Source organism: Xanthobacter nonsaccharivorans, assembly GCF_043194755.2.
Classification (GTDB): domain Bacteria; phylum Pseudomonadota; class Alphaproteobacteria; order Rhizobiales; family Xanthobacteraceae; genus Xanthobacter; species Xanthobacter autotrophicus_G.
The window spans coordinates 3247315-3274109 of the sequence record NZ_CM195526.1; the positions used below are offsets into that span (position 1 = coordinate 3247315).

The window sequence follows — 26795 nt, forward strand, 5'->3', positions numbered from 1 at the left end:
AATGTCCTAATTCAGGAATTAGGACAATCATCCTACATCGTCAAGAGCGCGCGAAAAGGCGCCGCCACGGCAGCGCTGAAGCCGGAGTGGACGGCACGCCGGCGCCGGTGCGCCGGGCCGGTCAGCCCTCGCGGAAGCGGTTGGTGATGGGGTAGCGGCGGTCGCGGCCGAAGTTGCGGCCGGTGACCTTCACGCCCGGCGCCGCCTGCCGGCGCTTGTATTCGGCGATGTGCAGGAGGCGCTCCACGCGCTTCACGGTCGCCGCGTCGAAGCCGTCGGCGATGAGGCTCGTCACCGGCTCCTCGCGCTCCACCAGCCGTTCGAGGATGGCGTCCAGCACCGCATAAGGCGGCAGGGAATCCTCGTCCTTCTGGTTCTCGCGCAGCTCGGCGGTGGGCGGCTTGTCGATCAGGCTGTCGGGCATGACCACGCCGTCCGGCCCCAGGGCGTCCGCCGGCTTCCAGCGGTTGCGCAGGCGCGAGAGGCGGACCACCTGCGTCTTGTACAGGTCCTTGATGGGATTGTAGCCGCCGTTCATGTCGCCATAGAGCGTGGCGTAGCCCGTGGACATCTCGGACTTGTTGCCCGTGGTCACCACCATGGCGCCGAACTTGTTGGACACCGACATGAGCAGCGCGCCGCGCACGCGGGACTGGAGGTTCTCCTCCGTCACGTCGCGCTGGGTGCCCTCGAACAGGGGCGCCAGCGCCGCCTCGATGCCCTCCACGCCGGAGGCGATGGGCACGGTGTCGTAGCGCACGCCCAGGGCCTGCGCCACCGCAGCCGCATCCGAGAGGCTGTCGGCGGACGTGTAGCGGTAGGGCAGCATGATGCAGTGGACCCGCTCCGGCCCCAGCGCATCCACCGCCATGGCCGCGCACAGTGCCGAATCGATGCCGCCGGACAAGCCCAGCACCACGCCGGGAAAGCGGTTCTTGTTCACATAGTCGCGCAGGCCCAGCACGCAGGCGGCATAATCCGCCTCGTCGCCCTCGATACGATCGGCGAGGTTGGCGCCAAGGCACTTCCAGCCGTTCTCGAACCGCTGCCACTTCGACAGGCGCACCCGGTCCATGAAGCCGGGGAACTGGAGCGCGAGGGTGCGGTCGGCGTTGAGCGCGAAGGAGGCGCCGTCGAAGACCAGCTCGTCCTGCCCACCCACCTGGTTCACATAGAGCAGCGGCAGGTGGCTCTCCACCACACGGGCCACCGCGATGTTCTCGCGCTCGGCATAGACCGTGCGGCGATAGGGCGAGCCGTTGGGCACGAGCAGGATTTCCGCGCCGGTCTCGGCGAGGCACTCCACCACGTCCGCGCCCCAGATGTCCTCGCACACCGGCACGCCGAGGCGCACGCCCTTGAAGGGGATCGGCCCCGGCAGCGGGCCGGGCGCGAACACGCGCTTCTCGTCGAACACGCCGTAATTGGGCAGGTCCACCTTGTGGCGGACTGCGGAAATGCCGCCGTTCTCCAGCAGCAGGACGGAATTGTAGAGCCGTTCCTCCTCCACCCACGGCGCGCCGATGAGCACCGCCGGGCCGTCCACCGTCTCCGCGGCCAGGGTCTCGATGGCCTCGCGGCAGGCTTTCTGGAAAGCCGGCTTCAGCACGAGGTCCTCCGGCGGATAGCCGGCGATGAACAGCTCGGTGAAGACCACGAGGTCGGCGCCCGCCTCGCGGGCGCTTTCCCGCGTGCGGCGGGCAAGATCGAGGTTGCCGGCCACATCCCCCACCGTGGGGTTCAGCTGCGCGACGGCGATGGCGAGGGTATCGACGGGCGTATCGGGAGCGGGCGTGGTCATGCTTCGGATTTAACCGCAGGCGTCACGGGTGGGAAGGACAAGAAAGGGGCACGCGCGGGATTTGCCTTTTCCTGCGCCAGATAAGCCCCATCACAGGCCGAGGCGCGACCACAAGGCGCGCTCCTCAACGGCGGCAGCCACCCCCTCGGCGGCCGAGCGCGCCACGGCGCCGGCAAAGCCGCCCGGCCGGCGGAACGGGAAGCTGGAAGCGCCCTGCACCAGCGGCAACAGCATGTCCTCCCCGTAGCGGGCCTTCAGGATGCCGCGCACGTCGCCGAGCCCGTCCACGAGGCCGAGGCCCGCCGCCTGGGTGCCGAGCCAGAACTCGCCCGAGAACAGCAGCGCGTCATCGGCGGCCAGGGCGGCGCCCCGGCGGGACCGCACGAGGTCCGCGAACACGGTGTGGAGCTCCTTCAGCAGGCTGTCGAGCCGCTCCACGTCCTCCGGCTGGGTGGGGCGGAAGGGATCCAGCGTCACCTTGCGCTCGCCGGCGGTGAAGACCCTCCGCTCGATGCCCAGCTTCTCGATGGCCTTGTCGAAGCCGAAGCCCGCCGTGACCACGCCGATGGAGCCGACGATGGAGCACGGATCGGCGAAGATCTCGTCCGCCGCGCAGGCGATCATGTAGCCGCCCGAGGCCGCCGCGTCCTCCACGAAGGCGAAGACGTGCTTCTCCTTCTCCTCCGCCAGCGCGCGGATGCGCCGGAAGATGAGGTGCGACTGCACCGGCGAGCCGCCCGGCGAATTGATGAGCAGCGCCACCGCCGGCGCATCCTTGATGGCGAAGGCCTTGTCCAGGGCCTTGGCGGTGTTCGCCAGCGTCAGGCTCTGGCTGAAGGGGGTCGACATGCCGATGGGGCCGGCAAGCCGCACCACCGGGACCACCGTGAGGTCCTTGCGCCATTTCCGGGGAAGGATGCCGCGAAAGCGGCGTGAAACGAAGGAGAGGAAGCTGTCGGCCATGGGCAAGATGTAGGCGCTCGGCGTGACGCCCTCAAGGCGCGCCGATGGCGCCGCCCCCGCGCAGCACCGCCTCCGCCTCCGGCGTCGGTGCGCCGTCCCCTCCCGCCAGCACCAGGCCGGGCAGCAGCGCGGGCGGCGTGCGCCGGCCCTTCACCGCCCGCACCAGGAGCCGCACCGCGGGCCGGTCCAGACGGGGATGGACCGGCAGGATCTCCACCGCGCCGAACCGGCGCGACACGGCGGCGAGGATCTCCGCCAGCGCCTCCGGCCGGTGGATGAGGCAAAGCACGCCCCGCGCCGCGAGGCAGCGGTCGGCGGCGCGCACCCAATCCTCCAGCAGGGCCGCGCCGGCCATGTGGGCGCGGGCGCGGCCGGCATCGGGAGACGTGCGGTGGCGGGCCTCGGCATTGAAGGGCGGGTTCATGAGCACGAGGTCGGCCCCCCCGGCCGCCGGGCGGGGCGGGCCCGAGGGTCGGGCGAGGGCGCGCACATCGGCCGCGACCACCTCGGCGCGATCGGCAAGGCCGTTGGCCGCCGCATTCTCCTCCGCCAGACCGGCAAGCTCCGGCGCGATCTCCACCAGCGTGGCCGAAGCGTCCCTGACCCGCGTGAGAAAGGCGAGGCCGGCACCGCCGACCCCCGCGCCGAGGTCCACGGCGCGGCGACGGTCCTCCGGGGCGAAGGCGGCGAGCAGCAGCGCGTCGTGGCCCACCCGATGCCCCTCCTCCGGCTGCCGCAGGGTCAGGCGACCGCCGAGGACGGTGTCGGCGGAGATGCGGGCGGGGGCGTCGGCCTCAGCCCCCATCGCGGAGCGCCGCGCCGAAGCCGGCCTCCTTCAGGAGGCGCCGGGTGCGGTCCACGTCCTCGTCCACAACCATGAGTCGGCGGGGAAACACGCCGATGGAGCCCTCGAGCACGCTCATGTGGCTGTCCGCGACCATGTGCCCGATATCGGCCGCCTGAAGCAGCGCCTCAATGGCGCCGAGCAGCACCAGATCGTTGGTCCGGACCACCTCCTGCATCGTATACCGCCTGACGTATAGGAGACGTTCGGGGCCCCCGCGTCCTGACGGCGCTTGCACGGAACCCGTCAGCATCCCTATGGTGCGCCCCAAAGAATGACAAGCGGGAGCGTTTCTTTGGCCCTCGTCCTTCCGTTCGAGCCGAACGAGCCGTCCATCGAGGCGCTGGTCGCCCTGGTGAAGGCGGACATGGAGCGGGTGAACGCCGCGATCCTCGCGCGCACCGGCTCCGATGTGGCGATGATTCCGGAGGTGGCCAACCACCTCATCTCCTCGGGTGGCAAGCGGCTGCGCCCGATGCTGACGCTCGCCTGCGCCGCCCTCTCCGGCTACCGGGGCGAGGGGCACATCAAGCTCGCGGCTTCCGTGGAGTTCATGCACACCGCCACCCTCCTCCACGACGACGTGGTGGACGAGAGCGACATGCGCCGGGGCAAGCTGGCCGCGCGCAAGCTCTGGGGCAACGAGGCGAGCGTGCTGGTGGGCGACTTTCTGCTCGGCCAGGCCTTCAGGATGATGGTGGAGGTGGGCTCGCTCACCTGCCTCGACATTCTCTCCACCGCCGCCTGCGTCATCGCCGAGGGCGAGGTGATGCAGCTCGCGGCGGCCAAGAACACCCAGACCTCCGAGGACGACTATCTCGCCGTGATCCGCGGCAAGACCGCGGAGCTGTTCGCCGCCGCCTGCGAGGTGGGCGCGGTGCTCGGCCAGCGGCCGAAGGCGGAGCAGGCGGCCTGCCGCTCCTATGGCATGAACCTCGGCATCGCCTTCCAGCTGGTGGACGACGCGCTCGACTACGGCGGCTCCCAGGCCAAGCTCGGCAAGAACGTGGGCGACGACTTCCGCGAGGGCAAGATCACCCTGCCGGTGCTCCTCGCCTTCCGCCGCGGCGACGAGAAGGAGCGGGCCTTCTGGCAGCGCTGCCTGGAGAAGGGAGAGGTGAGCGACGCCGACCTCGCCCAGGCCATCGGCCTGCTCACCAAGCACCGGGCCATCGCCGACACGGTGGAGCGGGCCCGCCACTACGGCGCCATCGCCAAGGATGCCCTCGCCCTCTTCCCCGCGTGCCCGGCCAAGGACGCGCTGATGGAGGCGGTGGACTTCTGCCTCTCCCGCGCCCACTGAGGCGCGGCTTCGCCCCGCAGGGATTGCGGCAGCAGGTGCCCAAACGAAAGCGGCCGGCCCCTCGCGGAGCCGGCCGTCGTCTTTTCGGGGCGTGCTGCGATCAGGCGACCGCGCGGCGGGCGCCCGGGATGAGCGCGGCGGGCTTCACCGCCAGGGCGCCTTCGCCGGCCAGGGCCACCACGAGCGAGGCCACCACGAGGAAGGCCGGATACTCCCAGCCGCCGCCGGGAACGGAGAAGACCCAGCCGTTCGGCGCATGATAGTTCAGGGCGCCGAGCATGATGGGGATGAGCAGGATCGCCACCTGACGGGCATAGACGCCGCCGATGATGAGGAGCCCGCCGATGATCTCGGCGGCGATGATGGGCAGCGCCAGCGCGGAGGGCATGCCGATCTTGGCGAGGAAGCCGGCGAAGCCGGGAACGGTGAAGACGAACACCTTCATGAGGCCGTGCATGACCCACATGAGGCCGAGGGCGACGCGAAGAAGAAGAAGGCCGTAAGGGGCGGTGCGAGAGTCAACCATGGGAGCGGTCTCCGGTTCAAGGTGACGTCCATCTAGCTTTCGCAGACACGCAAGGCCATACTCAGAAAAACCAGCCTGAGTTTGCATCTTCGCAAATCACAAAATCGCCAAGTCCGCACTTCCAAGTCCACACTTGCAGGGTCAAGCCGATGATTGCGTGGGACGACTTCCGCCTTGTCCGGGCCATTGCCGAGAGCGGCACCCTTGCCGGCGCCGCCGAGCAGCTGGGCGTGAACCATTCCACGGTCTTCCGCCGGCTCGGCACGCTGGAGGCGCAGCTGGGCGCGCGGCTGTTCGAGCGGGCGCGCGCGGGCTACGTGCCCACCCCCACCGGCGAGGAGATGATCCGCCTCGCCGAGCGCATGGGGGAGGAGATCACCGCAGTGGAGCGGCGCATCACCGGCCAGGACCTGCGTCCCTCCGGCGAATTACGCGTGACCACGAACGACACGCTCCTGGTGCACATGCTGACCCCGGTGTTCGCCTCGTTCCGGCAGGCCTATCCGGAAATCCACCTGGACGTGGTGATCTCCAACCAGTCCCTCAGCCTGTCGAAGCGTGACGCGGACGTGGCCGTCCGGGCCAGTGACCGGCCGGGCGACACCCTGGTGGGCCGACGCATCGCCTCCATCGCCTGGGGCGTCTACTGCCACGCCGACCTCGCGCCCAAGGCGCCGCTCGCGGCGGGTGACCTGAGGCGGTACGACTGGATCGGCTTCTCCGACAATCTCGGCGGCATCAAGCCGGCCAAGTGGCTGCGCGAGCGGGTGGGCGAGGAGAAGCTCGTCTACCGCATCAACACGGTGCTGGGGCTGGCGGAAGCCGCCGCGGCCGGCATCGGCCTCGCGGTGCTGCCCTGCTTCATCGCCGCCGTGACGCCGGGGATCGTCCAGATCATGAACCCGCAGGTGGAGATGGAATCCGGCCTGTGGCTGCTCACCCACCCGGACATCCGCGCGACGGCGCGGGTGCGGGCGTTCATGGAGCATGCGGGGCGCGAGCTGGTCCGCCTGCGCCCGCGCATCGAAGGCAGGCCCTCGGACAGCGCGCCGGAAGCGGAAGCGGAGCTGGAATAATCCCCACGCGGCAGGCCCGAACGCGTCAGGTGGCAAGCGCCGCGAGCCCCGCTTGCCAGGCCCGCTCGCTAGGCCCGCTTGCCAGGGCGGCGCGCCTATTCGGCCGCGGCCTCGGCGGTGCCGCGGGTCTTCGACTTGGACCGGCGCGAGGCCACCTGCTGGCGATCACCGCCGGCGCTGACGAAATCGCACCACATGGTCTGCACGCCGGCGAGGGTGCCGCGGAACGTGTTCGCTCCGGTCTTCACCACGTCGAAGCACGGCTCGAAGGTCATGCCCTTCACGAAGCCGCAGACCTTCTCCTCGCGCACCCGCAACGTGTTGGGCGGCAGATGGACAAAGCGCGGAGAATTGTCACGCAGGGAAATGAGGCCGGCCACCGAGCCGTCCGGATAGACCCGGCCCGAGCCCTTCGACCCCTCGAAGCAGTTGAAGGAGAACACCCGCCCGAGCACGAACGTCCGCGCCTCGGTGGCAGTGAGTTGCTGTGCGGCGGCAGGAGCCGACGCCAGGACGGCGAAGCCCAAGGCCGCGAAAAGGATGCTGCGCATGGCTCTTTCGCGAATTCTTGATTTGATCCGGTACCACGATGCGCAGACCGGGGCCGCCCTTGTCAAGAGTCCCCGCGCCGCAGGAGGGGCGAAGGCGCCGCGCGGGCGACGATTTCCGCGCGGCGTGTTTTTCCCGCCGTCGTCAGGCCAGCGACCCCGGTCGTTGACCGGCGCCGAGAGGATTTCGCTCCGCAGCTCGGGGGTCCCGAGCTGCTTATCCTCAAGGCCGGTGCCTGCAATGGCAGGAACCGGTGCCGCGCGGGCTTGACCAAAGGCCCATAAGACGAACTCACGTGAGAGGAGCTCACGGGCCCTTGGTGTCAGGCGATGACCGGACGCACCACCGGGCGCTCCTTGATGGGCAGGTTGATGGCGGCGGAGGCGAAGGAGAGCGCCACCGAGAGCCACCACACGATGTCGTAGGAGCCCAGCCGCTCATAGAACTGGCCGCCGAGCCACACGCCCAGGAAGCCGCCCACCTGGTGGGAGAAGAAGGCGAAGCCGTAGAGCATGGCCATGTAGCGGGTGCCGAACATGAGCATGACCAGCCCGGAGGTGGGCGGCACGGTGGAAAGCCACAGGAAGCCCATGGCGGCGCCGAAGAGATAGCAGCTCAGCGGCGACACCGGCGTCAGCACGAAGACGGCGATGGCCACGCCCCGCCCGGCATAGATGACCGCCAGCAGCCACTTGCGCGACACCCGGCTCGACAGGTAGCCGGCGGTAAGCGAGCCGAGGATGTTGAACAGGCCGATCAGCGCCAGGGTGTAGGAGCCCACCTGCAGCGTCATGCCCTTGTCCACCAGGAAGGCGGGCATGTGCACGGTGACGAAGGCCAGCTGGAAGCCGCAGGTGAAGAAACCCAGCACCAGCATCACATAGCTGGGGTGCCGCAGCGCCTCACCGATGGCGGCGCCGATGCTCTGCTGGTGCCCATGGCCGGCCCCTCCCGCCGACGCGGCGCTGTGGGTGCGCAGCGCCAGCGCGAACGGCAGCACGATGAGCAGCGAGAAGCCGAAGATGATGGCCGTCTGCTGCCAGCCCATGGCGTTCATGAGGCCCGTGGTGAGCGGAGGAAACAGGAACTGGCCGAAGGAGCCCGCCGCCGTCGCCGCGCCGAAGCCGATGGACTTCCATTCGTTGGGCAAAAGCTTGCCGAACGCGGCGAGCACCAGGTTGAACGAGGCGGCGGAAAGCCCGAATCCCACCAGCACGCCGGCGCTCAGCTGCAGCATGCCCGGCGAGGTGGCATAGGCCATGAGCACGAGGCCGCTGGCGTAGACGAGGGCGCCCACGCACAGCACGCGCACGGTGCCGAAGCGATCGGCCAAAGCGCCGGCGAAGGGCGAGCCGAGCCCCCACAAGAGGTTCTGCACCGCCACCGCCAGGCCGAACACGTCGCGCCCCCAGCCATATTCCTGCGACATGGGCAGCAGGAACAGGCCGAACACGGAGCGCGGGCCGAAGGTGATGAGCGCCACCGCACAGCCGGCGATGACGATGAGGATGGGCGGAACTGCGTTCCGCCCGCCGGCGGCTGCGGCGGACGGGGAGGAGGAGGCGGACATGGAGCAACTCGCTGTGTCGCGCCGGCAGGCGCGTTTCACAGCCATTCTACGGGAACTGCCCGCCTCAATGAAAATCAATAATGATCAAGGAATGCATGAAGCATTCTCATGGATGCCCTCATGGCGGGGCGGCCACCCGGGCCGCCCCTCCACCACCGGGCACCGTTCAGCCGCGGCGCGGGCCGTCGCCGTGCGGGCCGTGATGGCCCCCCATGCCGCGCATGTTCTGGCGGATGATCACGTTGAGCCGCTGCTTCTGGGCATCGTCCAGGGTCTTGTAGAGCGGATCGGCAGCGTCGGCGATCTTGCGCAGGTCGGCGGCGCTGGCCTCCATGCGGCTGGCAATGGAGCGCATGCGGGCGATGGGATCGGGCGCGGTGTTGGCCTGCCGGGCAGCCTCGCGGGCGGCGCGCGCCTCGTCGCGACGGGCCAGGCGATCCTTCGCCACCTGCTTGAGGGTCGCCTCGACGCCCGGCCAGAGCTTCTCCTGGTCCGGGGTGAGCTTCAGCGCGGTCTTGAGCGCCGCGATGCGTGCATCGGTGAGGATGGCTCGATCCTCCGCGCTGGGCTGCCAGCGCTGGGGGTCGGGCGCGGCATTGGCGGCATAGGTAGCCGCGGAGCCGGCGATCAGCGCAGCGGCGGTGGCGGCAAGGACGGCTCGTTTCATGTGAAGTCCTCCTTCAAGGGACGAAGGAAGCATCGGGCCGCCACCATGTTCCAGCAACTTAAAGTTCTGTAATTCAGCAATTGTAACAAGATGTGACGCAAGTTGCCGCCAAGCCGGAACATTGCCGCGGGAGCATCGCATTCCCGCCACAACTGTCACGTCTCGGCAAACGGCCCGATGAGAACCTCGTGGGCGAGCGACTGGACGGTGGCGCTGCCCTTCGCATAGCCGCGCCGCTCCATGTCGCAGCGCCAGCTGCCCGGCCCGCCGGAGATGCGGTAGAGGCAGTAGCCCCCCGGCCCGCGCTCGTCCTGCGGCCCCGCCGAGGCGGAGGGCACGCCCACCACGGGGATGTCGTGCACCGTAGCGCCCGCCGCCGCGCGCACATGGCCGAGGGAGACCCGGTGATCATGGCCGTGGAGCACCAGTTCCGCCCCCACCTCCGCCAGCACCGCGCGGACGGCCGCGGCATCCCTCAGATCGCGATGGAACGGGCGCTCGCCGACGGGCGGATGATGGATCATCACCACCCGGAACAGGCCCTCCTCCTTCAGCTGCTTCAGCACGGCGGCGAGCCGCGCGCGCTGGCCGCGCCCCACTTCCCCGCTCGCCAGGAAGACGGCGGTCGGCACTGCGGTGGAGACGCCCACCACCGCCACGCCGCCGCGCCGCCGCACATACGGGAAGGCTTCCACATCCACCGGCGTATGCGGATGGGTGTCGTCGCCGGCGAGGAAGGGGGCCCAATGCTCCAGGTGATAGTGCATGGCGGAGCGCACGTAGGCATCGTGATTGCCGGGCACCACGCTCACCTTGTCTGCGGCCCCAAGGGAGGCAAGGAAGGTGGCGCCCGTATCGAACTCCGCCGGCAGGCTCACGTTCACCAGGTCGCCGGTGACGCAGATGTGGTCCGGCGCCTGGGCGAGAAGGTCGTCGAGGAGCGGGGCAAGGGTGGAGGCGCCGAAATTCCGACGCCGCGCGCCGATCCAGTTCATCATGCCGAAGAAGCGCTTGCCCAGCAGCTCGGAGATGCGCGCCTCGGGAATGGGCCCGAGGTGCGGATCGGAGAGATGGGCGATGACGAACATGATCGGGACCCCCGTCGCGGTGACGGGGGCTTATAGCAGATCGCGCGCGGCGGAGGGCGCAGCGGGCCCTCCGCGCAGCGGAATGAGGTCCCTTCAGGCGCTCAGGCGCCGGGGCTCGGCGGCAAAGGCCGCCTCCATCTCCCGGCGGATGCGGACGGTGTCGCTGTCGGCGATCTCCACGTCCGCCCAGCGCACCGGCTGGCCGGCGGCCACCGGGCGCTTCAGCACCACATGGTGCGCAAGGCCGATGGGCAGCGCCCCCGCCGCAAGCGAATCCTCCGCCCGCATGATCTTGCCGTAGACGGTGTAGCCCCCCTCCCCGTCCAGCGTCTCGCCGGCGTGCAGGTCGCGCTTGGCGGTGGCCGCCACGTCCGAGAAGAAGCCGATGGCCGAGCCCGAGGCTTCGTTGCGCAGAGCCGCCGCGGCCACCGAGACGCCCAGCTCAAGCCCGATGAGGTGGTAGGGGCGGTAGAGCGCGGTGTAGCGGCCGGAAGGATCCGTCACCATGCCGTATTCCTTGAAGCAGCGCCGGGCATAGTCGCCACGATGGGAGGGATCCGCCTCCAGCACCACATAGACCCCCCAGCGCAGGTCCCGGAACACGGGCCGGCCATCCAGCTCCAGCGAGGAGACCACCTCCACCATGCCGGTCTCCTCCAGCAGCCCGCCGTCCGCGCGCGGCCGCAGCACGCGGGGCAGGTCGTCCACGCCGCAGGGCGGGAACAGCAGGCCGTCGCGCGGCGCCTTGAGGCCGGTCATGTTGGAGATGGCGGCCATCTCGATGGCGGACTTGGTGCCGTCCACGAAGGAATTGAACATCTGCGGGTTCATGCCGCCCGCCGCCGCCATCTCCCGCGGGATGGCCAGATTGTCCCACACCGTCTCGGGGGTGGAGGCATGGAAGGCCGGCAGGTGCCGCGTGCCCTTGCCCGCAGCCACCACGCGGAAGCCACAGGTCTCGGCCCAGTCCACCATGTCGCAGACGAGGGCCGGCTGGTCGCCATAGGCCGCCGCGTAGACCACGCCTGCCGCCTCCGCGCGCCGGGCCAGCAGCGGGCCGGCCAGCACGTCCGCCTCCACCGTGACCATGACGATGTGGCGCCTGTGGGCGATGGCCGCGAGGGCGTGGCGGATGCCCGCGGCCGGGCTGCCCGTGGCGTCCACCACCACCTCCAGCCCGTCGGCGGCGATGAGGGCGGCGGCATCCTCGGTCACCACGGTCCGGCCGGTGCGGCGGGCCTCGTCGAAGTCCCGGGCGAGGGCGGCATCCGTGTCCCAGCCGGTGGCGGCAAGGGCGGCCACCGCACGGTCCCGCGACAGGTCGGCGATGCCCAGGAGATGCGTGCCCGGCGTGGTCCGCACCTGCGACAGGAACATGGAGCCGAACTTGCCGGCACCGATGAGCGCGACGCGCACGGGACGTCCTTCGGCGGCCCGCGCCTTGAGCTTCCTGGCGAGATTCATGGGGCTGGCGTCTCCTCGGCCTCTTGATTCGGTTCTCTTCCGCAGACCCTGTGCCGGCCTTTCCGCGGAACCCATGCCGGTGCGCCCGCGCACCGGCATGAAACGATTTGGCCTGCCCACAATAAGTTGATGTTGCGGCCGCTGTCTCGCACCCTTCATGGTGCAGTGCAGTCCGGCGCGTCGTCCAACGGGAGCCAGGTTCCTTGCGTTCAGTCCTTCCCCTCGCCCTCCTCGCCCTCCTGAACCCAATCGCGGCCTCCGCCTCCCAGGTACAGGTGCGCGGCGCCGACATCATCGTGGATGGCCGCCCCTTCGTGCCCAACGGCGCCAGCGGCGAAGCCCGATTCGCCGAGCTGAAGGGGCTCGGGGCGAACGTGGTGCGCACCTACGGCCAGGAGCCCGGCGAAACCCTCGATGCCGCCCAGCGCGCGGGGCTGAAGGTGATCGTCGGCTTCTGGATGGGCCATCCGCGCCTCGGCTTCAATTATGCCGACCGTGGCGCCGTGACCCAGCAGCTGGATGCCCTGCGCCACATGGTGGAGCGCTATCGCACCCACCCGGCTCTGCTCATGTGGGGCATCGGCAACGAGGTGGAGAACGAGATGTCCCCCGAGGAGGCCACCGCGGTGTGGCCCGCCATCGAGGAAGCGGCGAAGCTGGTGAAGACGCTGGATGGCCAGCACCCCACCATGGCCGTCGTCGCCGAGGTGGGCGGCGACAAGGCCGCCGCCGTCCGCCGGCTTGCCCCCAGCATCGATGTGCTCGGCATCAACGGCTATGGCGACGGCCTGCTCACCGCCGCGACCCGCGCCCGGGCGCAGGGATGGACCGGGCCCGTCATCCTCACCGAGATGGGTCCCCTCGGCCATTGGGAGGCGCCGCGCACCGGCTGGGGCGCGCGGGTGGAGCCCACCTCCACCGAGAAGGCCGACCGCATCCAGCGCTACCTCGCCGCCGCCAAGCTCGCGAACATCGGCGCCCTGCCCTTCCTGTGGGGCCAGAAGCAGGAGGTGACGCCCACCTGGTATTCCCTGCTGCTGCCCACCGGCGAGTGGACCCAGACCGTGGAAGTGATGGCCCAGACCTGGGGCGGCACTCCGCCCGGCGGCCCCAACCGGGCGCCGCGCATCCTCGCCCTGGGGTTCTCGGGACCGGCCAGCATCGGCGCCAGCGAGGAAACCCGCGTGCGGCTCGCCGCCACCGATCCCGATGGCGACCCGCTGAAGGCCGAATGGCAGGTCATGCAGGAGACCACGGCCCGCAGCGTGGGGGGCGACCCGGAAGACGTCCCGCCGAGCTTCCCTCAGGCCATCCACGACCCCACCCTCACCGGCGTGCGCATCGGCGGCCTGCCGCCGGGCCGCTACCGCGTGTTCGTGGTGCTGCGCGACGGCCGCGGCGCCGCCGCGACCGGCAACCTGCCCTTCGAGGTGCGCTGACGCCTTGGCTCCCCTGCCCCGCCCCCGGTCCTTCCCCATCCTCGGCCACGCAGCCCGCACGGCGGGCTCGGCCCTTGCATGAAGGCGCGGACGCCGCGGCAGCGGCGGGGCTTTGTGACAATCCCGGTTCTTGGAGACATTTCATGCCGAAGATCGACAGGCTGATGGTGGGCGAGGCGCTGGTGGGCGATGGCACCGAGGTGGCCCACATCGACCTCATCCTGGGCCCGCGCGGCTCATCCGCCGAGACCGCCTTCGTCAACGCCCTGACCAATAACAAGGACGGCTTCACCACCCTGCTCGCCGTGGTGGAGCCGAACCTTCTGGCCAAGCCCGCCACCGTGCTGTTCAACAAGGTGACCATCAAGGACGCGCGCCAGGCGGTGCAGATGTTCGGTCCCGCCCAATATGCGGTGGCCAAGGCGGTGACCGATTGCGTGGCCGAAGGGATCATCCCCATCGAGGAGGCCGACGACATCTTCATCTGCGTCGGCGTGTTCATCCATTGGGACGCGGCGGACGACGCGCGCATCCAGGCCTTCAATTATGAGGCAACGCGCCTGGCGCTGCAGCGGGCGGTGACGGGATCGCCGCGTCCGGACGAGGTGCTGGCACGGGGGGCAAGCGCCCGTCACCCCTTCGCCGCCGGCTGATCGCGGGCGGGCCCGACCGGGAGTCCGGAAGACGGCGGCAGGCCAAAAAAGAAAACGCGCGCCAAGGGGCGCGCGGCGCAAGGGATGCGTCAGGCCTCAGTCGCGCAGGGCGGCGATGAGGTCCCGGGCGAGCCAGGTGCCGATGCCGGCGAGCCCGGCGCCCGCCACGAAAGACAGCGCCGACCAGTGTGCCCCGGCCAGGCAGAGGCCCATGAGCAGGCCCGACATGGCGCAGGCGAACGCCAGCACCAGAGCCGCGGCCGCGCTGTGGCGCGCCACGGAATCATTTGCGGCGATGCCCCTCGCCGCCGCGCGCCTGGAGGGCGGAATCCCCCCGTCGAATTCGTAAGCCATGTCTCCTCCCCGCGCCGCATTAGACTGCGACATTCAAGTTGAGGAGCCATTAGAACAAAAACCCTGCCTGCTTTCACCTATATTTTTGAAGCTTTCCGAATGTTGCCTTGACAGCCAGGATGAAATTTCAGGCAGGTTGCATAGCAACATGAACAAGGCCTCGGAACGGCTCAGCTTTTGCCTGACGCTACTGCAGCGCATCAATTGTCCTCGCGGCAGGCGCCTCGGGCGCCGCCCCATTTTGAGGCGGGCCCGCGCACCTGTGGCCGCCCCCCGGTGGAAACGCGGACAAAGAAAAAGGCCGCCCGGAGGCGGCCTTTTGCCATGCATGCCCGTCCCGAGGATCACTCCGCCGCGTCGGCGGGGCCCTCCACCATGGACTGGCCTTCCGTCTGCTCGTCGCGGGTCGCGACGATGAGGTCGTCGCGGCTGTTGGCGATGGTGCGCAGGCGGTTCATCTGGGCGCCGGTGCCGGCCGGGATGAGGCGGCCGACGATGACGTTCTCCTTCAGGCCCTCGAGCGGGTCCACCTTGCCGTTGACCGCCGCCTCGGTGAGGACGCGGGTGGTCTCCTGGAAGGAGGCCGCCGAGAAGAAGGAGCGCGTCTGCAGGGACGCCTTGGTGATGCCAAGGAGCACGGGATGGCCGGTGGCGGGCTTCTTCGCCTCCTCCGCGGCCTTCTCGTTCGCCTCGAGGAACTCGAGACGGTCCACCTGCTCGCCGTCGAGGAAGTCGGTTTCCCCGGCGTCGTCGATCTCCACCTTCTGGAGCATGTTCCGGACAATCACCTCGATGTGCTTGTCGTTGATGTTCACGCCCTGGAGCCGGTAGACCTCCTGGATCTCGTTCACGAGGAAGGCGGCGAGCTCTTCCACGCCCTTGATCGCCAGGATGTCGTGCGGCGCCGGGTTGCCATCGACGATGAAGTCGCCCTTCTCCACCACGTCGCCGTCCTGGAGATGGATGTGCTTGCCCTTCGGGATCAGGTACTCCACCGGATCCCCGCCCTCCGTCGGCTCGATGGAGAGCCGGCGCTTGTTCTTGTAGTCGCGGCCGAACCGGATGGTGCCGGAGATCTCCGCGATGATGGCCGCGTCCTTGGGACGACGGGCCTCGAACAGCTCCGCCACGCGCGGCAGGCCGCCCGTGATGTCGCGGGTCTTGGCGCTTTCCATCGGCACGCGGGCCACCGCGTCACCGGCCTTGAGGTGCTGGTTGGGGTCCACCGAGATGATGGCCTCCACCGGCAAGGCGTAGCGGGCGTCGCCGCCGCGCGGCAGCTTGATGACCTTGCCGTCCTTGCCCTTGATCAGGATGGCGGGACGCAGCTCCGGCCCGCGGCCGGCCCGCGAGTCCGTCACCACGCGCTTGGCGATGCCGGTCGACTCGTCGACCGTCTCGTTCATGGAGGAGCCTTCCACCAGGTCCTCGAACGCCACCGTTCCGTCCACCTCGGAGAGGATGGGGCGGGTGTAGGGGTCCCACTCGGCGATGCGCTGGCCCCGCTTGATGGTGTCGCCCTCGTCCACCTTGAGGCGGGCACCGTACTGCACGCGGTTCACCGCGCGCTCGGTGCCGTCATGGTCGACGATGACCACCGCGAGGTTGCGGCTCATCACCACCAGGTCGCCGTCCGAGTTCCGCGCCACGTTGCGATTGCGGATGCGGACGCTGCCCTCGAAGTTGCTTTCCACGAAGGAGGAGTCGGCAAGGGTCGCCGCGCCGCCGATGTGGAAGGTGCGCATGGTGAGCTGGGTGCCCGGCTCGCCGATGGACTGGGCGGCGATGACGCCCACCGCCTCGCCCATGTTGACGGGCGTGCCGCGGGCGAGGTCGCGCCCGTAGCAGGTGCCGCACACGCCGTTCCGGGTCTCGCAGGTCAAGACCGAACGGATCTTGATCTCCTGGATGCCCGACTTGTTGATCCGCTCGATGTGCGGCTCCTCGATCATCGAGCCGCGCGGCACGATGATCTGGCCGGTGGCCGGCTCCACGATGTCCTCGGCCGCGGTGCGTCCGAGGACGCGCGACGCCAGCGAGGCCACGATCTGGCCCGCGTCGATGATGGCGCGCATGTGGATTCCCTTGTCCGAGCCGCAGTCGCGCTCGGTGATGATGGAATCCTGCGCCACGTCGACGAGACGGCGGGTGAGGTAGCCCGAGTTCGCGGTCTTCAGAGCGGTGTCGGCAAGGCCCTTGCGCGCGCCGTGGGTGGAGTTGAAGTACTCCATCACGGTCAGGCCTTCCTTGAAGTTCGAGATGATCGGGCTCTCGATGATCTCGCCCGACGGCTTGGCCATGAGGCCGCGCATGCCGGCGAGCTGCTTCATCTGAGCGGGCGACCCACGCGCTCCGGAGTGGCTCATCATGTAGATCGAGTTGATCTGCTTGTCGCGGCCGGTCTTCGGATCCTTCCTCACCGCCGAGATTTCCTTCATCATCTCGTCGGCGATGCGGTCCGTGCACTTGCCCCAGGCGTCAACCACCTTGTTGTACTTCTCGCCCTGGGTGATGAGGCCGTCGTTGTACTGCTGCTCGTATTCCTTGGTGAGCGCGCGGGTCTCCTCGACCAGCTCCCACTTCTTCTTCGGCACCACCATGTCGTCCTTGCCGAACGAGATGCCGGCGCGGAACGCGTTGTAGAAGCCGAGCGCCATGATGCGATCGCAGAAGATCACGCTCTCCTTCTGACCGCAGTGCCGGTACACGGCATCGATCATGTTGGAGATTTCCTTCTTCGTCATCAGCTTGTTGACGACATCGTAGGAGAGCTTCGGATCCTTGGGCAGCAGCTCGCCGATCTTCATGCGGCCGGGCGTGGTCTCATAGATCTTGGAATACTGCTTGCCGTCGGCACCGATGCCGATGTAGCGGCCCTTGATCTTGGTATGCAGCGTGATCGCCTTGGCGTTCAGCGCATGGTCGATCTCGTTCATGTTGGCGAACAGCATGCCCTCGCCGGGCTCGTTCTCGCGCATGATCGAGAGGTAGTAGAGACCCAGCACGATGTCCTGGGACGGCACGATGATGGGCTGGCCGTTCGCGGGGTGCAGGATGTTGTTGGTGGACATCATCAGCACGCGGGCTTCCAGCTGGGCTTCCAGCGAAAGCGGCACGTGCACGGCCATCTGGTCGCCGTCGAAGTCGGCGTTGAAGGCCGAGCAGACGAGCGGGTGCAGCTGGATGGCCTTGCCCTCGATGAGCACCGGCTCGAACGCCTGGATGCCGAGGCGGTGGAGCGTCGGCGCGCGGTTCAGCATCACCGGGTGCTCGCGGATCACCTCGTCGAGGATGTCCCACACCTCGGGACGCTCCTTCTCCACCAGCTTCTTGGCCTGCTTCACCGTGGCCGAATGGCCCTTCGCGTCGAGGCGCGAATAGATGAAGGGCTTGAACAGCTCGAGGGCCATCTTCTTCGGCAGGCCGCACTGGTGCAGCTTCAGCTCGGGACCCACCACGATCACCGAGCGGCCGGAATAGTCCACGCGCTTGCCGAGCAGGTTCTGGCGGAACCGGCCCTGCTTGCCCTTCAGCATGTCGGCGAGCGACTTCAGCGGGCGCTTGTTGGCGCCGGTGATGACGCGGCCGCGGCGGCCGTTGTCGAACAGCGCGTCAACCGCCTCCTGAAGCATGCGCTTCTCGTTGCGGATGATGATGTCCGGCGCCCGCAGCTCGATCAGCCGCTTCAGGCGGTTGTTGCGGTTGATGACGCGGCGGTAGAGGTCGTTGAGGTCGGAGGTCGCGAACCGGCCGCCGTCCAGCGGGACGAGCGGGCGCAGGTCCGGCGGGATCACCGGCACGTGGGTGAGGATCATCCACTCCGGCTTGTTGCCGGACAGCTGGAAGGCCTCGACGATCTTCAGCCGCTTGGCGAGCTTCTTCGGCTTGAGCTCGGTGGTGGCCTCGGAGATCTCCACGCGCAGGTCGGCGGCGATCTTGTCGAGGTCCATGGCGCGCAGCAGCTCGCGGATGGCTTCCGCGCCGATCATCGCGGTGAAGTTGCTCTCGCCATACTCGTCCTGGGCGCGCAGGTAGTCGTCCTCCGAGAGGAGCTGACGATACTTGAGCTTGGTGGTGCCCGGCTCGATGACGACGAAATACTCGAAGTACAGGATGCGCTCGAGGTCCTTGAGCGTCATGTCGAGCAGCAGGCCGATGCGGCTCGGCAGCGACTTCAGGAACCAGATGTGCGCCACCGGGGCGGCGAGCTCGATGTGGCCCATGCGCTCGCGGCGCACGCGCGACAGGGTCACCTCGACGCCGCACTTCTCGCAGATGATGCCCTTGTACTTCATCCGCTTGTACTTGCCGCACAGGCACTCGTAGTCCTTGATGGGACCGAAGATGCGCGCGCAGAACAAGCCGTCACGCTCGGGCTTGAACGTGCGGTAGTTGATGGTCTCCGGCTTCTTGATCTCGCCGTAGGACCAGGACTTGATCTTCTCCGGGCTCGCGATGGTGATCCGGATCTTGTTGAAGGCCGGGGCCGGAACGGTCGGATTGAAGACGTTCAGGACTTCCTGGTTCATGAGCTGGCTCCCAAACGAAGTGGGCCTTTATTCGATCCTGACCGGCCGAACCGCCGGTCAGGCTGTCCGCACGAGGCGGAAGACGGGGCGGCCATGAGGGCCGCGCGCCCGTCAGCTGTTCTCGAGGTCGACGTTGAGGCCGAGCGAGCGCATTTCCTTCACGAGCACGTTGAAGCTCTCGGGAATGCCGCTCTCGAACGTGTCCTCGCCGCGCACGATGGCCTCGTAGACCTTGGTGCGGCCGGCCACGTCGTCCGACTTCACGGTGAGCATCTCCTGCAGCGTGTAGGCAGCGCCGTAGGCTTCGAGCGCCCACACCTCCATTTCGCCGAAGCGCTGGCCGCCGAACTGCGCCTTGCCGCCCAGCGGCTGCTGGGTCACGAGGGAGTAGGGGCCGATGGAGCGGGCGTGGATCTTGTCGTCGACCAGGTGGTGGAGCTTCAGCATGTAGATGTAGCCCACGGTGACCTTACGATCGAACGGCTCGCCGGTGCGCCCGTCATAGAGCGTGGACTGGCCGGAGCGGTCGAGGCCCGCCCGTTCCAGCTCATGCTCGATGTCCGCCTCGTGGGCGCCATCGAACACCGGGGTCGCCATCGGCACGCCCTTGCGCAGGTTCTCGCCGAGCTCGGGCAGCTCCTGATCCTTGAGCTGCTCGATCTCGTCCTTGCCGTAGATGGTCTCCAGACGGTCCCGCAGCGGCTTCAGGTCCTGCCGGGCGTAATAGGCCTCCGCAGCGGCGGCCACCTGACGGCCGAGGCCCGCGCAGGCCCAGCCGAGGTGCGTCTCCAGGATCTGCCCCACGTTCATGCGCGAGGGCACGCCCAGCGGGTTCAGCACGATGTCGACGTTGGTGCCGTCCTCGAGGAAGGGCATGTCCTCCACCGGAACGATGCGCGAGACCACGCCCTTGTTGCCATGGCGGCCGGCCATCTTGTCGCCGGGCTGGATCTTGCGCTTCACCGCGACGAAGACCTTGACCATCTTCATCACGCCGGGCGGCAGCTCGTCGCCGCGCTGCAGCTTCTCGACCTTGTCGAGGAAGCGCTGCTCGAGCCGCTTCTTGCTGTCGTCGTACTGGGCGCGGATGGCCTCCAGCTCCGCCATGATGGCGTCGTCGGCCACGGCGAACAGCCACCACTGCGAGCGCGGATACTCGCCGAGGATCTCGCGGGTGACCACGGTCTCCTTCTTGAAGCCCTTGGGGCCGGCGATGGCGGTCTTGCCGTCCAGGATCTCGGTCAGGCGGCCGTACACGTTGCGGTCGAGGATCGCCTGCTCGTCGTCACGGTCCTTGGCAAGACGCTCGATCTCCTCGCGCTCGATGGCGAGGGCGCGCTCGTCCTTGTCCACGCCGTGACGGTTGAACACGCGCACCTCGACGATGGTGCCGGTGGTGCCCGGGGGCAGGCGCAGGGAGGTGTCCCGGACGTCCGCGGCCTTCTCGCCGAAGATGGCGCGCAGGAGCTTCTCCTCCGGCGTCATCGGGCTCTCGCCCTTCGGCGTGATCTTGCCGACGAGGATGTCGCCCGCGCGAACCTCGGCGCCGATGTAGACGATGCCGGCCTCGTCGAGATTCTTCAGCGCCTCTTCCGAGACGTTGGGAATGTCGCGGGTGATTTCCTCAGGTCCCAGCTTCGTGTCGCGGGCCATGCACTCGAATTCCTCGATATGGATCGAGGTGAACACGTCTTCCTTGACGATGTTCTCCGAGAGCAGGATCGAGTCTTCGAAGTTGTAGCCGTTCCACGGCATGAAGGCGACGAGCACGTTGCGGCCGAGCGCCAGCTCGCCGAGCTCCGTGGACGGGCCGTCGGCGATGATGTCGCCCTTCTTCACCTGGTCGCCTACGCGCACCAGCGGACGCTGGTTGATGCACGTGGACTGGTTGGAGCGCTGGAACTTCATCAGCCGGTAGATGTCGACGCCCGACTTGGACGGGTCGGCCTCTTCCGTGGCGCGGATGACGATACGGGTCGCGTCCACCTGGTCGATGACACCGGTGCGGCGGGCGGCAATGGCGGCACCGGAATCCCGGGCCACCACGGCCTCCATGCCGGTGCCCACCAGCGGCGCCTGCGAGCGCACCAGCGGCACGGCCTGGCGCTGCATGTTCGAGCCCATGAGCGCGCGGTTGGCGTCGTCGTTCTCAAGGAACGGGATGAGCGCAGCGGCGACCGAGACCAGCTGCTTGGGCGACACGTCCATGAAGTCCACGCGGTCGGGCGTGACGAGAAGCACGTCGCCCGCATGACGGCAGACGATGAGGTCTTCCTCGAAGCGGCCGTCCTTGTCGAGCGGGATGTTGGCCTGCGCGACGTAATACTTCCCCTCCTCCATGGCGGAGAGATAGACCACCTCGTCGGTGACCTTGCTCTCCACCACGCGGCGGTAGGGCGCCTCGATGAAGCCGTACTTGTTCACGCGGGCGAAGGTGGCCAGCGAGTTGATGAGGCCGATGTTTGGGCCTTCCGGCGTCTCGATCGGGCAGATGCGGCCGTAGTGGGTCGGGTGCACGTCGCGCACCTCGAAGCCGGCGCGCTCGCGGGTCAGACCGCCCGGGCCGAGGGCCGAGAGACGACGCTTGTGCGTGATCTCGGAGAGCGGGTTGGTCTGGTCCATGAACTGCGACAGCTGCGAGGAGCCGAAGAATTCGCGCACCGCGGCCGCCACCGGCTTGGCGTTGATGAGGTCCTGCGGCATCACGGTGTCGATGTCGACGGACGACATGCGCTCCTTGATGGCGCGCTCCATGCGCAGCAGGCCGACGCGGTACTGGTTCTCCATGAGTTCGCCCACCGAGCGCACGCGGCGGTTGCCCAGGTGGTCGATGTCGTCGATCTCGCCCTTGCCGTCGCGCAGCTCGACGAGCGTCTTGATGACCGAGAGGATGTCCTCGCGGCGCAGCACGCGCACGGTGTCCGGGCAATCGAGGTCGAGGCGCATGTTCATCTTCACGCGGCCCACCGCGGAGAGGTCATAGCGCTCGGCGTCGAAGAACAGCGAGTGGAACATCGCCTGCGCGGAATCCAGCGTCGGCGGCTCGCCGGGACGCATCACGCGGTAGATGTCGAAGAGCGCGTCCTCGCGCGTCACGTTCTTGTCCGCCACCAGCGTGTTGCGGATGTAGGCGCCGGTGTTGACGTGGTCGATGTCCAGCACCGGGATCTCGTTGTAGCCGTTCTCCTCGAGCAGCTTCAGCGTCTTCTCGGTGATCTCGTCGCCGGCTTCCGCGTGGATCTCGCCGGACGCCAGGTCCACGAGGTCCTCGGCGATGTACTGGCCGACCATCTCCTCGTCGGAGATCTTGAGGAACTTCAGCCCCTTCTCGGCCAGCTGGCGGGCGGCGCGCACGGTGAGCTTCTTGCCCGCCTCGAGCACGACTTCGCCGGTGTCGGCGTCCACCAGGTCGGACACCGCCTTGTAGCCCTTCATGCGCTTGGGATCGAACGGCATGCGCCAGCCGCCCTTCGCGCGCTCATAGGGCACCTTCTCGTAGAAGGTGGAGAGGATTTCCTCATTGTCGAGGCCGAGCGCGTAGAGCAGGCTCGTCACCGGGATCTTGCGGCGGCGATCGATGCGCGCATACACGATGTCCTTGGCGTCGAACTCGATGTCGAGCCAGGAGCCGCGGTACGGAATGATGCGGGCGGCGAACAGCAGCTTGCCCGAAGAGTGGGTCTTGCCCTTGTCGTGATCGAAGAACACGCCCGGCGAGCGGTGCATCTGGGAGACGATGACGCGCTCGGTGCCGTTCACGATGAACGTGCCGTTCATGGTCATGAGCGGGATGTCGCCGGTGTAGACGTCCTGCTCCTTGATGTCCTTCACCGACTTGGCGCCGGTATCGGGGTCCACATCGAACACGATGAGGCGCAGCGTCACCTTGAGCGGCGCAGCGAAGGTCATGCCGCGCTGGCGGCACTCGTCCACGTCATACTTCGGCGGCTCGAACTCGTAGCGCACGAACTCCAGCATGGCCGCGCCGGAAAAGTCGGAGATGGGGAAGACCGACTTGAACACCGCCTGCAGGCCGTCGTCGTCGCGGCCGCCCTTGGGTTCCTCGATCTGCAGGAACTGGTCGTAGGACGCCTTCTGAACCTCGATGAGGTTCGGCATCTCGGCCACTTCCTTGATCTTGCCGAAGAACTTGCGGATCCGCTTACGACCGGTGAACGTTTGCGCCATCTCGATCCTCGTCCGTCCTGGTCCTCTCGGGCCGGCACCCCGCGCCTCTCATGAAGGCTGGGGCTCGCCGCGCCGGCTCCGGAACCGTGCCACCGTCCGCCTCAGGGGTGGGGGCGAAAACGCCATCCCCCTTCAGCACCATGACGGCTCTCCCGGCGACCGCGGGCTCTTCCCCTTCGGCCGCCGGGAGAACCGTCTCTCCCTTGTCGCGCTCATCCGGCGAACCGGCATCGGCGCTATGAAGTGGGTCCCGGCGCGAGCCGGGACCCGGAGCTTCAGAAGCTCACTTGAGCTCGACCTTGGCGCCAGCCTTCTCGAGCTGGGCCTTGAGCTTCTCGGCCTCGTCCTTGGCCACGCCTTCCTTGACGGGCTTCGGAGCGCCTTCCACCAGGTCCTTGGCCTCCTTGAGGCCGAGACCGGTGATGGCGCGCACTTCCTTGATGACCTCGATCTTCTTGTCGCCGGCGGAAGCCAGGACAACGGTGAACTCGGTCTGCTCTTCCACCGCGGCGGCGGCAGCGCCGGCCGGGGCAGCAGCCACGGCCACGGCAGCGGCGGCGGAAACGCCCCACTTCTCCTCGAGGAGCTTCGCCAGCTCGGCGGCCTCGAGCACGGTGAGGGAGGACAGCTCGTCGACGAGCTTGGTCAGGTCAGCCATGGGATGTTCCTTAAGATGGGTTCGGATTTCTAAATTGCGAGATCAGGCCGCATGCAGCGGCCGCGTCCTCACGCTGCTTCGTCCTGCTTGGCATAGGCCCCGAACACGCGGGCGAGCTTGGCCGCCGGTGCCGTGGTGAGCTGCGCGATCTTGGTCGCCGGGGCCTGGATAAGGCCGACGAGCTTGGCACGCAGTTCGTCCAGGGACGGGAGTGTGGCAAGCGCCTTCACACCATCCACATTGAGGGCCGTCTTGCCCATCGCGCCGCCGAGGATCACGAACTTGTCGTTGGCCTTGGCGAACTCGACGGCAACCTTCGGCGCCGCCACCGGATCGTTCGAATAAGCGATCACGGTGGGTCCCTTGAGAAGGGACGCCACATGGGCGACGTCGGAGCCTTCCAGAGCGATCTTGGCGAGGCGGTTCTTGGCCACCTTCACGGTCGCACCCTCGGCCTTCATCTGTCGACGCAGTTTCGACATCTGGGCCACGGTGAGACCGGAATAGTGGGCGACCACGACGACGGAAGTGGTCTTGAACACTTCCGTGAGCGTCGTGACGAGCTCTTGTTTTTCCGCTCGATCCACGTCTGGCTCTCTTTAAGCCTGTGGCGGAACACGCTCCCCCTTGCGGGGGCCCGGCTCCACCGGTTGCGCCTTGCCGCGCGCCGCGGCCAACCTGTCAGTACGACATGGAAGGCCGCGATCCGCGACGCTCACATGCCCTGTCCCCTCGGTCCCGGAGCACGGAAAACCGTGTCGCGGAGCGCAAGGCGCTGGTTCCGAACCGATCTTCATCTTCACGCGGCCAAAGCCGGCAAAGGCCAAATTCCGGTCTTCCCCGTCTATGCGGGCTCCCCAGAGGCCACCTCGGCGAGGCGGATGCGGGAATTAAGCCTTGAACGAAAGCCCAAACGGGCGATCATCAGGGCACCTGCAGTCTCGGACAGGACTTCCGTCCGTTAACGGTCAGTCAAGGCTGACCGACCATTTACAGACGATAAGGCCGGGCGGGCGAACCCTCCCAGCCCTTCCACCCGGTCAGGGGTGAAAGCTCCAATAGGAATCTCCCGCATGTCGCCATACGGGAGGGGCGCTTATACCCGACTTCCCCGCGCCTGTCACCCCCACCCCTTGACAAATCGGGAAGCCTGAAGTTCGCACCGCGCAAGGCGCCCTACCCCTTGCCGCACAAACAAAAAGGGAGGCTGCGGGGCAGCCTCCCTCAATCTCTTGTGATCGATCGGTCGATCAGGCGGTGAGCACCGTAGAGGGCTCGACCTTGATGCCCGGGCCCATGGTGGAGGACACCGCCACGCGCTGCAGGTAGGTGCCCTTGGCGCCCGTCGGCTTCGCCTTCACCACCGCGTCCACGAAGGCGCGGATGTTCTCGGCGAGCTTGTCGGCGGGGAACGAGGCCTTGCCGATGCCGCCGTGGATGATGCCGGCCTTCTCGACGCGGAACTCCACCGCGCCGCCCTTGGCGGCGGCGACGGCGCCCTTCACGTCCATGGTCACGGTGCCGACCTTCGGGTTCGGCATCAGGCCACGCGGACCGAGCACCTTGCCGAGGCGGCCGACCAGCGGCATCAGGTCCGGGGTGGCGATGCAGCGATCGAAATCGATGGTGCCGCCCTGGATGGTCTCAAGCAGGTCCTCGGCGCCCACGATGTCGGCACCGGCGGCCTTGGCCTCGTCGGCCTTGGCGCCACGGGCGAACACCGCGACGCGCACGGTGCGGCCCGAGCCGTTCGGCAGATTGCACACGCCGCGGACCATCTGGTCCGCATGGCGGGGATCCACGCCCAGGTTCAGCGCGACCTCGATGGTCTCGTCGAACTTGGCGGTGGTGCGCTCCTTGAGGAGCTTCAGGGCCTCGTCGAGGGCATAGAGCTTGATGCGATCGATGCCTTCGACCGCGGCGCGGATGCGCTTGCCTTGCTTCGCCATGGCGCTCACCCCTGAACCTGCAGGCCCATGGACCGGGCCGAACCTTCGATCATCTGGACGGCGGCCTCGACGGTGTCGCAGTTCAGATCCTTCATCTTCTTCTCGGCGATCTCCGCGAGCTGGGCGCGCGTGACCTTGCCGACGAAGGTGCCCTTGCCGGGCGTCTTCGAGCCGGAACCGGGCTTCTTCTTCGTCTCGAGGCCCGCGGCCTTCTTGAGGAAGTAGGAGACCGGGGGGGTCTTCAGCTCGAAGGTGAAGGAGCGATCCTGGTAGGCGGTGATCACCACCGGGATGGGCATGCCCTTTTCCATCTGGGCGGTCTGGGCGTTGAACGCCTTGCAGAACTCCATGATGTTCAGGCCGCGCTGACCGAGCGCGGGACCAATCGGCGGGGCCGGATTGGCGCTGCCGGCGGGCACCTGCAGCTTGACGTAACCCGTAATTTTCTTCGCCATTTCAACTACTCCCAAGATACGCCGCGACCCCTCTCGAGATGCGGCCGGGATGGCGTGGTGCGGGTCCGCGAGGCGCTTGGCGAGACGCCCCCTCCCCTCCCACGCAGGCACTCAACCCTGGGGCCGAGCGCCATTCATCGGATCGCCTGCTCTTGCGAGCCCCGGACGATCCACTCCGGTCAGATCTTCTCGACCTGACCGAATTCCAGTTCCACCGGCGTCGCGCGGCCGAAGATGGACACCGCCACCTTCAGGCGCGAGCGGCTGTCGTCCACCTCTTCCACGATGCCGTTGAAGGAAGCGAACGGCCCGTCCGCCACCTTCACCGTCTCGCCCACCTCGAAGGTGATGGAGGGCTTCGGCCGCTCGATGCCTTCCTGCACCTGCTGCAGGATGCGCATGGCTTCCGATTCGGAGATGGGCATGGGCTTGTTGTCGGCGCCCAGGAAGCCGGTGACCTTCGGCGTGTTCTTGATGAGATGGAACGCCTCGTCGGTGAGGTCCATCTTCACCAGCACGTAGCCGGGGAAGAACTTGCGCTCGGTGTCCACCTTCCGGCCGCGGCGCACTTCGACCACCTTCTCGGTGGGCACCAGGATCTGCTCGAACAGGTCGGTGAGGCCGCGCTGGTCGGCCTGCTCGCGGATCGAGTCGGCCACCTTCTTCTCGAAGTTGGAATAAGCGTGAACGATGTACCAGCGCTTTGCCATGCGGGCCTC

The 26795-nt window shown here is 68.0% G+C and carries 22 protein-coding genes; 4 read left to right on the top strand and 18 right to left on the bottom strand.

Annotated elements, in window-relative coordinates:
* Positions 1-121: 121 nt before the first annotated feature.
* From V5F59_RS14905 to V5F59_RS14920, 4 genes are all read right to left on the bottom strand, one after another.
* Positions 122-1801, bottom strand: coding sequence for an NAD+ synthase (locus tag V5F59_RS14905; protein ID WP_393982853.1), 1680 nt, complete (start codon positions 1799-1801; stop codon positions 122-124).
* A 90-nt stretch (positions 1802-1891) separates the two neighbouring features.
* Complete coding sequence (locus V5F59_RS14910) at positions 1892-2764, bottom strand: S49 family peptidase (RefSeq protein ID WP_393982852.1); 873 nt, start codon at positions 2762-2764, stop codon at positions 1892-1894.
* 31 nt (positions 2765-2795) lie between these two features.
* Complete coding sequence (locus tag V5F59_RS14915) at positions 2796-3569, bottom strand: tRNA1(Val) (adenine(37)-N6)-methyltransferase (RefSeq protein WP_393982851.1); 774 nt, start codon at positions 3567-3569, stop codon at positions 2796-2798.
* On the bottom strand, positions 3559-3786 hold the full coding sequence (locus V5F59_RS14920; RefSeq protein ID WP_393982850.1) for a putative signal transducing protein: 228 nt from the start codon (positions 3784-3786) through the stop codon (positions 3559-3561). Before V5F59_RS14920 ends, V5F59_RS14915 begins: the two co-directional genes overlap by 11 nt.
* Before the next feature lie 117 nt (positions 3787-3903).
* On the opposite strand from V5F59_RS14920, the gene V5F59_RS14925 reads away from it, so the two are divergent.
* Complete coding sequence (locus V5F59_RS14925; RefSeq protein WP_393982849.1) at positions 3904-4911, top strand: polyprenyl synthetase family protein; 1008 nt, start codon at positions 3904-3906, stop codon at positions 4909-4911.
* 100 nt (positions 4912-5011) lie between these two features.
* Here the strand turns inward: V5F59_RS14925 and V5F59_RS14930 are convergent, their stop codons facing one another.
* The gene (locus tag V5F59_RS14930; protein WP_393982848.1) at positions 5012-5437 is read right to left on the bottom strand and encodes a DoxX family protein; all 426 of its coding nucleotides are present in this window, start codon (positions 5435-5437) and stop codon (positions 5012-5014) included.
* Between the two features lie 149 nt (positions 5438-5586).
* Here V5F59_RS14930 and V5F59_RS14935 point away from each other — a divergent pair, with 149 nt between their 5' ends.
* The gene (locus V5F59_RS14935) at positions 5587-6513 is read left to right on the top strand and encodes a LysR family transcriptional regulator (RefSeq protein WP_393982847.1); all 927 of its coding nucleotides are present in this window, start codon (positions 5587-5589) and stop codon (positions 6511-6513) included.
* 95 nt (positions 6514-6608) lie between these two features.
* On the opposite strand, the gene V5F59_RS14940 is transcribed toward V5F59_RS14935, so the two are convergent.
* The 5 genes from V5F59_RS14940 to V5F59_RS14960 form a co-directional block, all read right to left on the bottom strand.
* Positions 6609-7064, bottom strand: a complete 456-nt coding sequence (locus V5F59_RS14940) for a hypothetical protein (RefSeq protein ID WP_393982846.1) — start codon at positions 7062-7064, stop codon at positions 6609-6611.
* Between the two features lie 320 nt (positions 7065-7384).
* On the bottom strand, positions 7385-8632 hold the full coding sequence (locus tag V5F59_RS14945) for an MFS transporter (protein WP_393982845.1): 1248 nt from the start codon (positions 8630-8632) through the stop codon (positions 7385-7387).
* A gap of 166 nt (positions 8633-8798) precedes the next feature.
* Positions 8799-9299 carry a Spy/CpxP family protein refolding chaperone gene (locus V5F59_RS14950; protein WP_393982844.1) on the bottom strand — a complete coding sequence of 167 codons (501 nt, stop codon included), beginning with the start codon at positions 9297-9299 and terminating at the stop codon, positions 8799-8801.
* Between the two features lie 155 nt (positions 9300-9454).
* Positions 9455-10387 carry a metallophosphoesterase family protein gene (locus V5F59_RS14955; protein ID WP_393982843.1) on the bottom strand — a complete coding sequence of 311 codons (933 nt, stop codon included), beginning with the start codon at positions 10385-10387 and terminating at the stop codon, positions 9455-9457.
* A gap of 93 nt (positions 10388-10480) precedes the next feature.
* Complete coding sequence (locus tag V5F59_RS14960; RefSeq protein WP_393982842.1) at positions 10481-11851, bottom strand: NAD(P)H-dependent oxidoreductase; 1371 nt, start codon at positions 11849-11851, stop codon at positions 10481-10483.
* A gap of 203 nt (positions 11852-12054) precedes the next feature.
* Between V5F59_RS14960 and V5F59_RS14965 the strand changes: the two genes are divergently transcribed.
* Positions 12055-13290, top strand: a complete 1236-nt coding sequence (locus V5F59_RS14965; protein WP_393982841.1) for a glycoside hydrolase 5 family protein — start codon at positions 12055-12057, stop codon at positions 13288-13290.
* Between the two features lie 143 nt (positions 13291-13433).
* On the top strand, positions 13434-13943 hold the full coding sequence (gene fae, locus V5F59_RS14970; protein WP_393982840.1) for a formaldehyde-activating enzyme: 510 nt from the start codon (positions 13434-13436) through the stop codon (positions 13941-13943).
* Between the two features lie 96 nt (positions 13944-14039).
* Here fae and V5F59_RS14975 read toward each other — a convergent pair whose 3' ends face one another.
* From V5F59_RS14975 to nusG, 8 genes are all read right to left on the bottom strand, one after another.
* Positions 14040-14297 (bottom strand): hypothetical protein, encoded by a 258-nt coding sequence (locus V5F59_RS14975; protein ID WP_393982839.1) that lies wholly within the window; start codon positions 14295-14297, stop codon positions 14040-14042.
* Between the two features lie 344 nt (positions 14298-14641).
* Positions 14642-18826, bottom strand: a complete 4185-nt coding sequence (gene rpoC / locus V5F59_RS14980; RefSeq protein WP_393982838.1) for a DNA-directed RNA polymerase subunit beta' — start codon at positions 18824-18826, stop codon at positions 14642-14644.
* 111 nt (positions 18827-18937) lie between these two features.
* Entirely contained in the window at positions 18938-23014 is a 4077-nt protein-coding gene (gene rpoB / locus V5F59_RS14985; RefSeq protein WP_393982837.1) for a DNA-directed RNA polymerase subunit beta, read from the bottom strand.
* Positions 23015-23297: 283 nt separating this feature from the next.
* The gene (gene rplL / locus V5F59_RS14990) at positions 23298-23672 is read right to left on the bottom strand and encodes a 50S ribosomal protein L7/L12 (RefSeq protein ID WP_168456327.1); all 375 of its coding nucleotides are present in this window, start codon (positions 23670-23672) and stop codon (positions 23298-23300) included.
* A 68-nt stretch (positions 23673-23740) separates the two neighbouring features.
* Positions 23741-24259, bottom strand: coding sequence for a 50S ribosomal protein L10 (gene rplJ, locus V5F59_RS14995; RefSeq protein ID WP_393982836.1), 519 nt, complete (start codon positions 24257-24259; stop codon positions 23741-23743).
* Positions 24260-24922: 663 nt separating this feature from the next.
* Positions 24923-25621, bottom strand: a complete 699-nt coding sequence (gene rplA, locus V5F59_RS15000) for a 50S ribosomal protein L1 (protein WP_393982835.1) — start codon at positions 25619-25621, stop codon at positions 24923-24925.
* A 5-nt stretch (positions 25622-25626) separates the two neighbouring features.
* Entirely contained in the window at positions 25627-26076 is a 450-nt protein-coding gene (rplK, locus tag V5F59_RS15005) for a 50S ribosomal protein L11 (RefSeq protein ID WP_169121423.1), read from the bottom strand.
* A 179-nt stretch (positions 26077-26255) separates the two neighbouring features.
* Entirely contained in the window at positions 26256-26786 is a 531-nt protein-coding gene (gene nusG, locus V5F59_RS15010) for a transcription termination/antitermination protein NusG (protein WP_393982834.1), read from the bottom strand.
* Positions 26787-26795 lie beyond the last annotated feature (9 nt).

What these genes read in the sequence shown, in the direction of transcription:
- rpoC (WP_393982838.1), bottom strand. Translation starts at nt 18,826, where the DNA reads ATGAACCAGGAAGTCCTGAACGTCTTCAATCCGACCGTTCCGGCCCCG.
- rplL (WP_168456327.1), bottom strand. Translation starts at nt 23,672, where the DNA reads ATGGCTGACCTGACCAAGCTCGTCGACGAGCTGTCCTCCCTCACCGTG.
- nusG (WP_393982834.1), bottom strand. Translation starts at nt 26,786, where the DNA reads ATGGCAAAGCGCTGGTACATCGTTCACGCTTATTCCAACTTCGAGAAG.
- V5F59_RS14945 (WP_393982845.1), bottom strand. Translation starts at nt 8,632, where the DNA reads ATGTCCGCCTCCTCCTCCCCGTCCGCCGCAGCCGCCGGCGGGCGGAAC.
- V5F59_RS14940 (WP_393982846.1), bottom strand. Translation starts at nt 7,064, where the DNA reads ATGCGCAGCATCCTTTTCGCGGCCTTGGGCTTCGCCGTCCTGGCGTCG.
- V5F59_RS14905 (WP_393982853.1), bottom strand. Translation starts at nt 1,801, where the DNA reads ATGACCACGCCCGCTCCCGATACGCCCGTCGATACCCTCGCCATCGCC.
- V5F59_RS14950 (WP_393982844.1), bottom strand. Translation starts at nt 9,299, where the DNA reads ATGAAACGAGCCGTCCTTGCCGCCACCGCCGCTGCGCTGATCGCCGGC.
- fae (WP_393982840.1), top strand. Translation starts at nt 13,434, where the DNA reads ATGCCGAAGATCGACAGGCTGATGGTGGGCGAGGCGCTGGTGGGCGAT.
- rplK (WP_169121423.1), bottom strand. Translation starts at nt 26,076, where the DNA reads ATGGCGAAGAAAATTACGGGTTACGTCAAGCTGCAGGTGCCCGCCGGC.
- V5F59_RS14960 (WP_393982842.1), bottom strand. Translation starts at nt 11,851, where the DNA reads ATGAATCTCGCCAGGAAGCTCAAGGCGCGGGCCGCCGAAGGACGTCCC.
- rpoB (WP_393982837.1), bottom strand. Translation starts at nt 23,014, where the DNA reads ATGGCGCAAACGTTCACCGGTCGTAAGCGGATCCGCAAGTTCTTCGGC.
- V5F59_RS14915 (WP_393982851.1), bottom strand. Translation starts at nt 3,569, where the DNA reads ATGGGGGCTGAGGCCGACGCCCCCGCCCGCATCTCCGCCGACACCGTC.
- V5F59_RS14930 (WP_393982848.1), bottom strand. Translation starts at nt 5,437, where the DNA reads ATGGTTGACTCTCGCACCGCCCCTTACGGCCTTCTTCTTCTTCGCGTC.
- V5F59_RS14975 (WP_393982839.1), bottom strand. Translation starts at nt 14,297, where the DNA reads ATGGCTTACGAATTCGACGGGGGGATTCCGCCCTCCAGGCGCGCGGCG.
- V5F59_RS14910 (WP_393982852.1), bottom strand. Translation starts at nt 2,764, where the DNA reads ATGGCCGACAGCTTCCTCTCCTTCGTTTCACGCCGCTTTCGCGGCATC.
- rplA (WP_393982835.1), bottom strand. Translation starts at nt 25,621, where the DNA reads ATGGCGAAGCAAGGCAAGCGCATCCGCGCCGCGGTCGAAGGCATCGAT.
- V5F59_RS14955 (WP_393982843.1), bottom strand. Translation starts at nt 10,387, where the DNA reads ATGTTCGTCATCGCCCATCTCTCCGATCCGCACCTCGGGCCCATTCCC.
- V5F59_RS14920 (WP_393982850.1), bottom strand. Translation starts at nt 3,786, where the DNA reads ATGCAGGAGGTGGTCCGGACCAACGATCTGGTGCTGCTCGGCGCCATT.
- V5F59_RS14935 (WP_393982847.1), top strand. Translation starts at nt 5,587, where the DNA reads ATGATTGCGTGGGACGACTTCCGCCTTGTCCGGGCCATTGCCGAGAGC.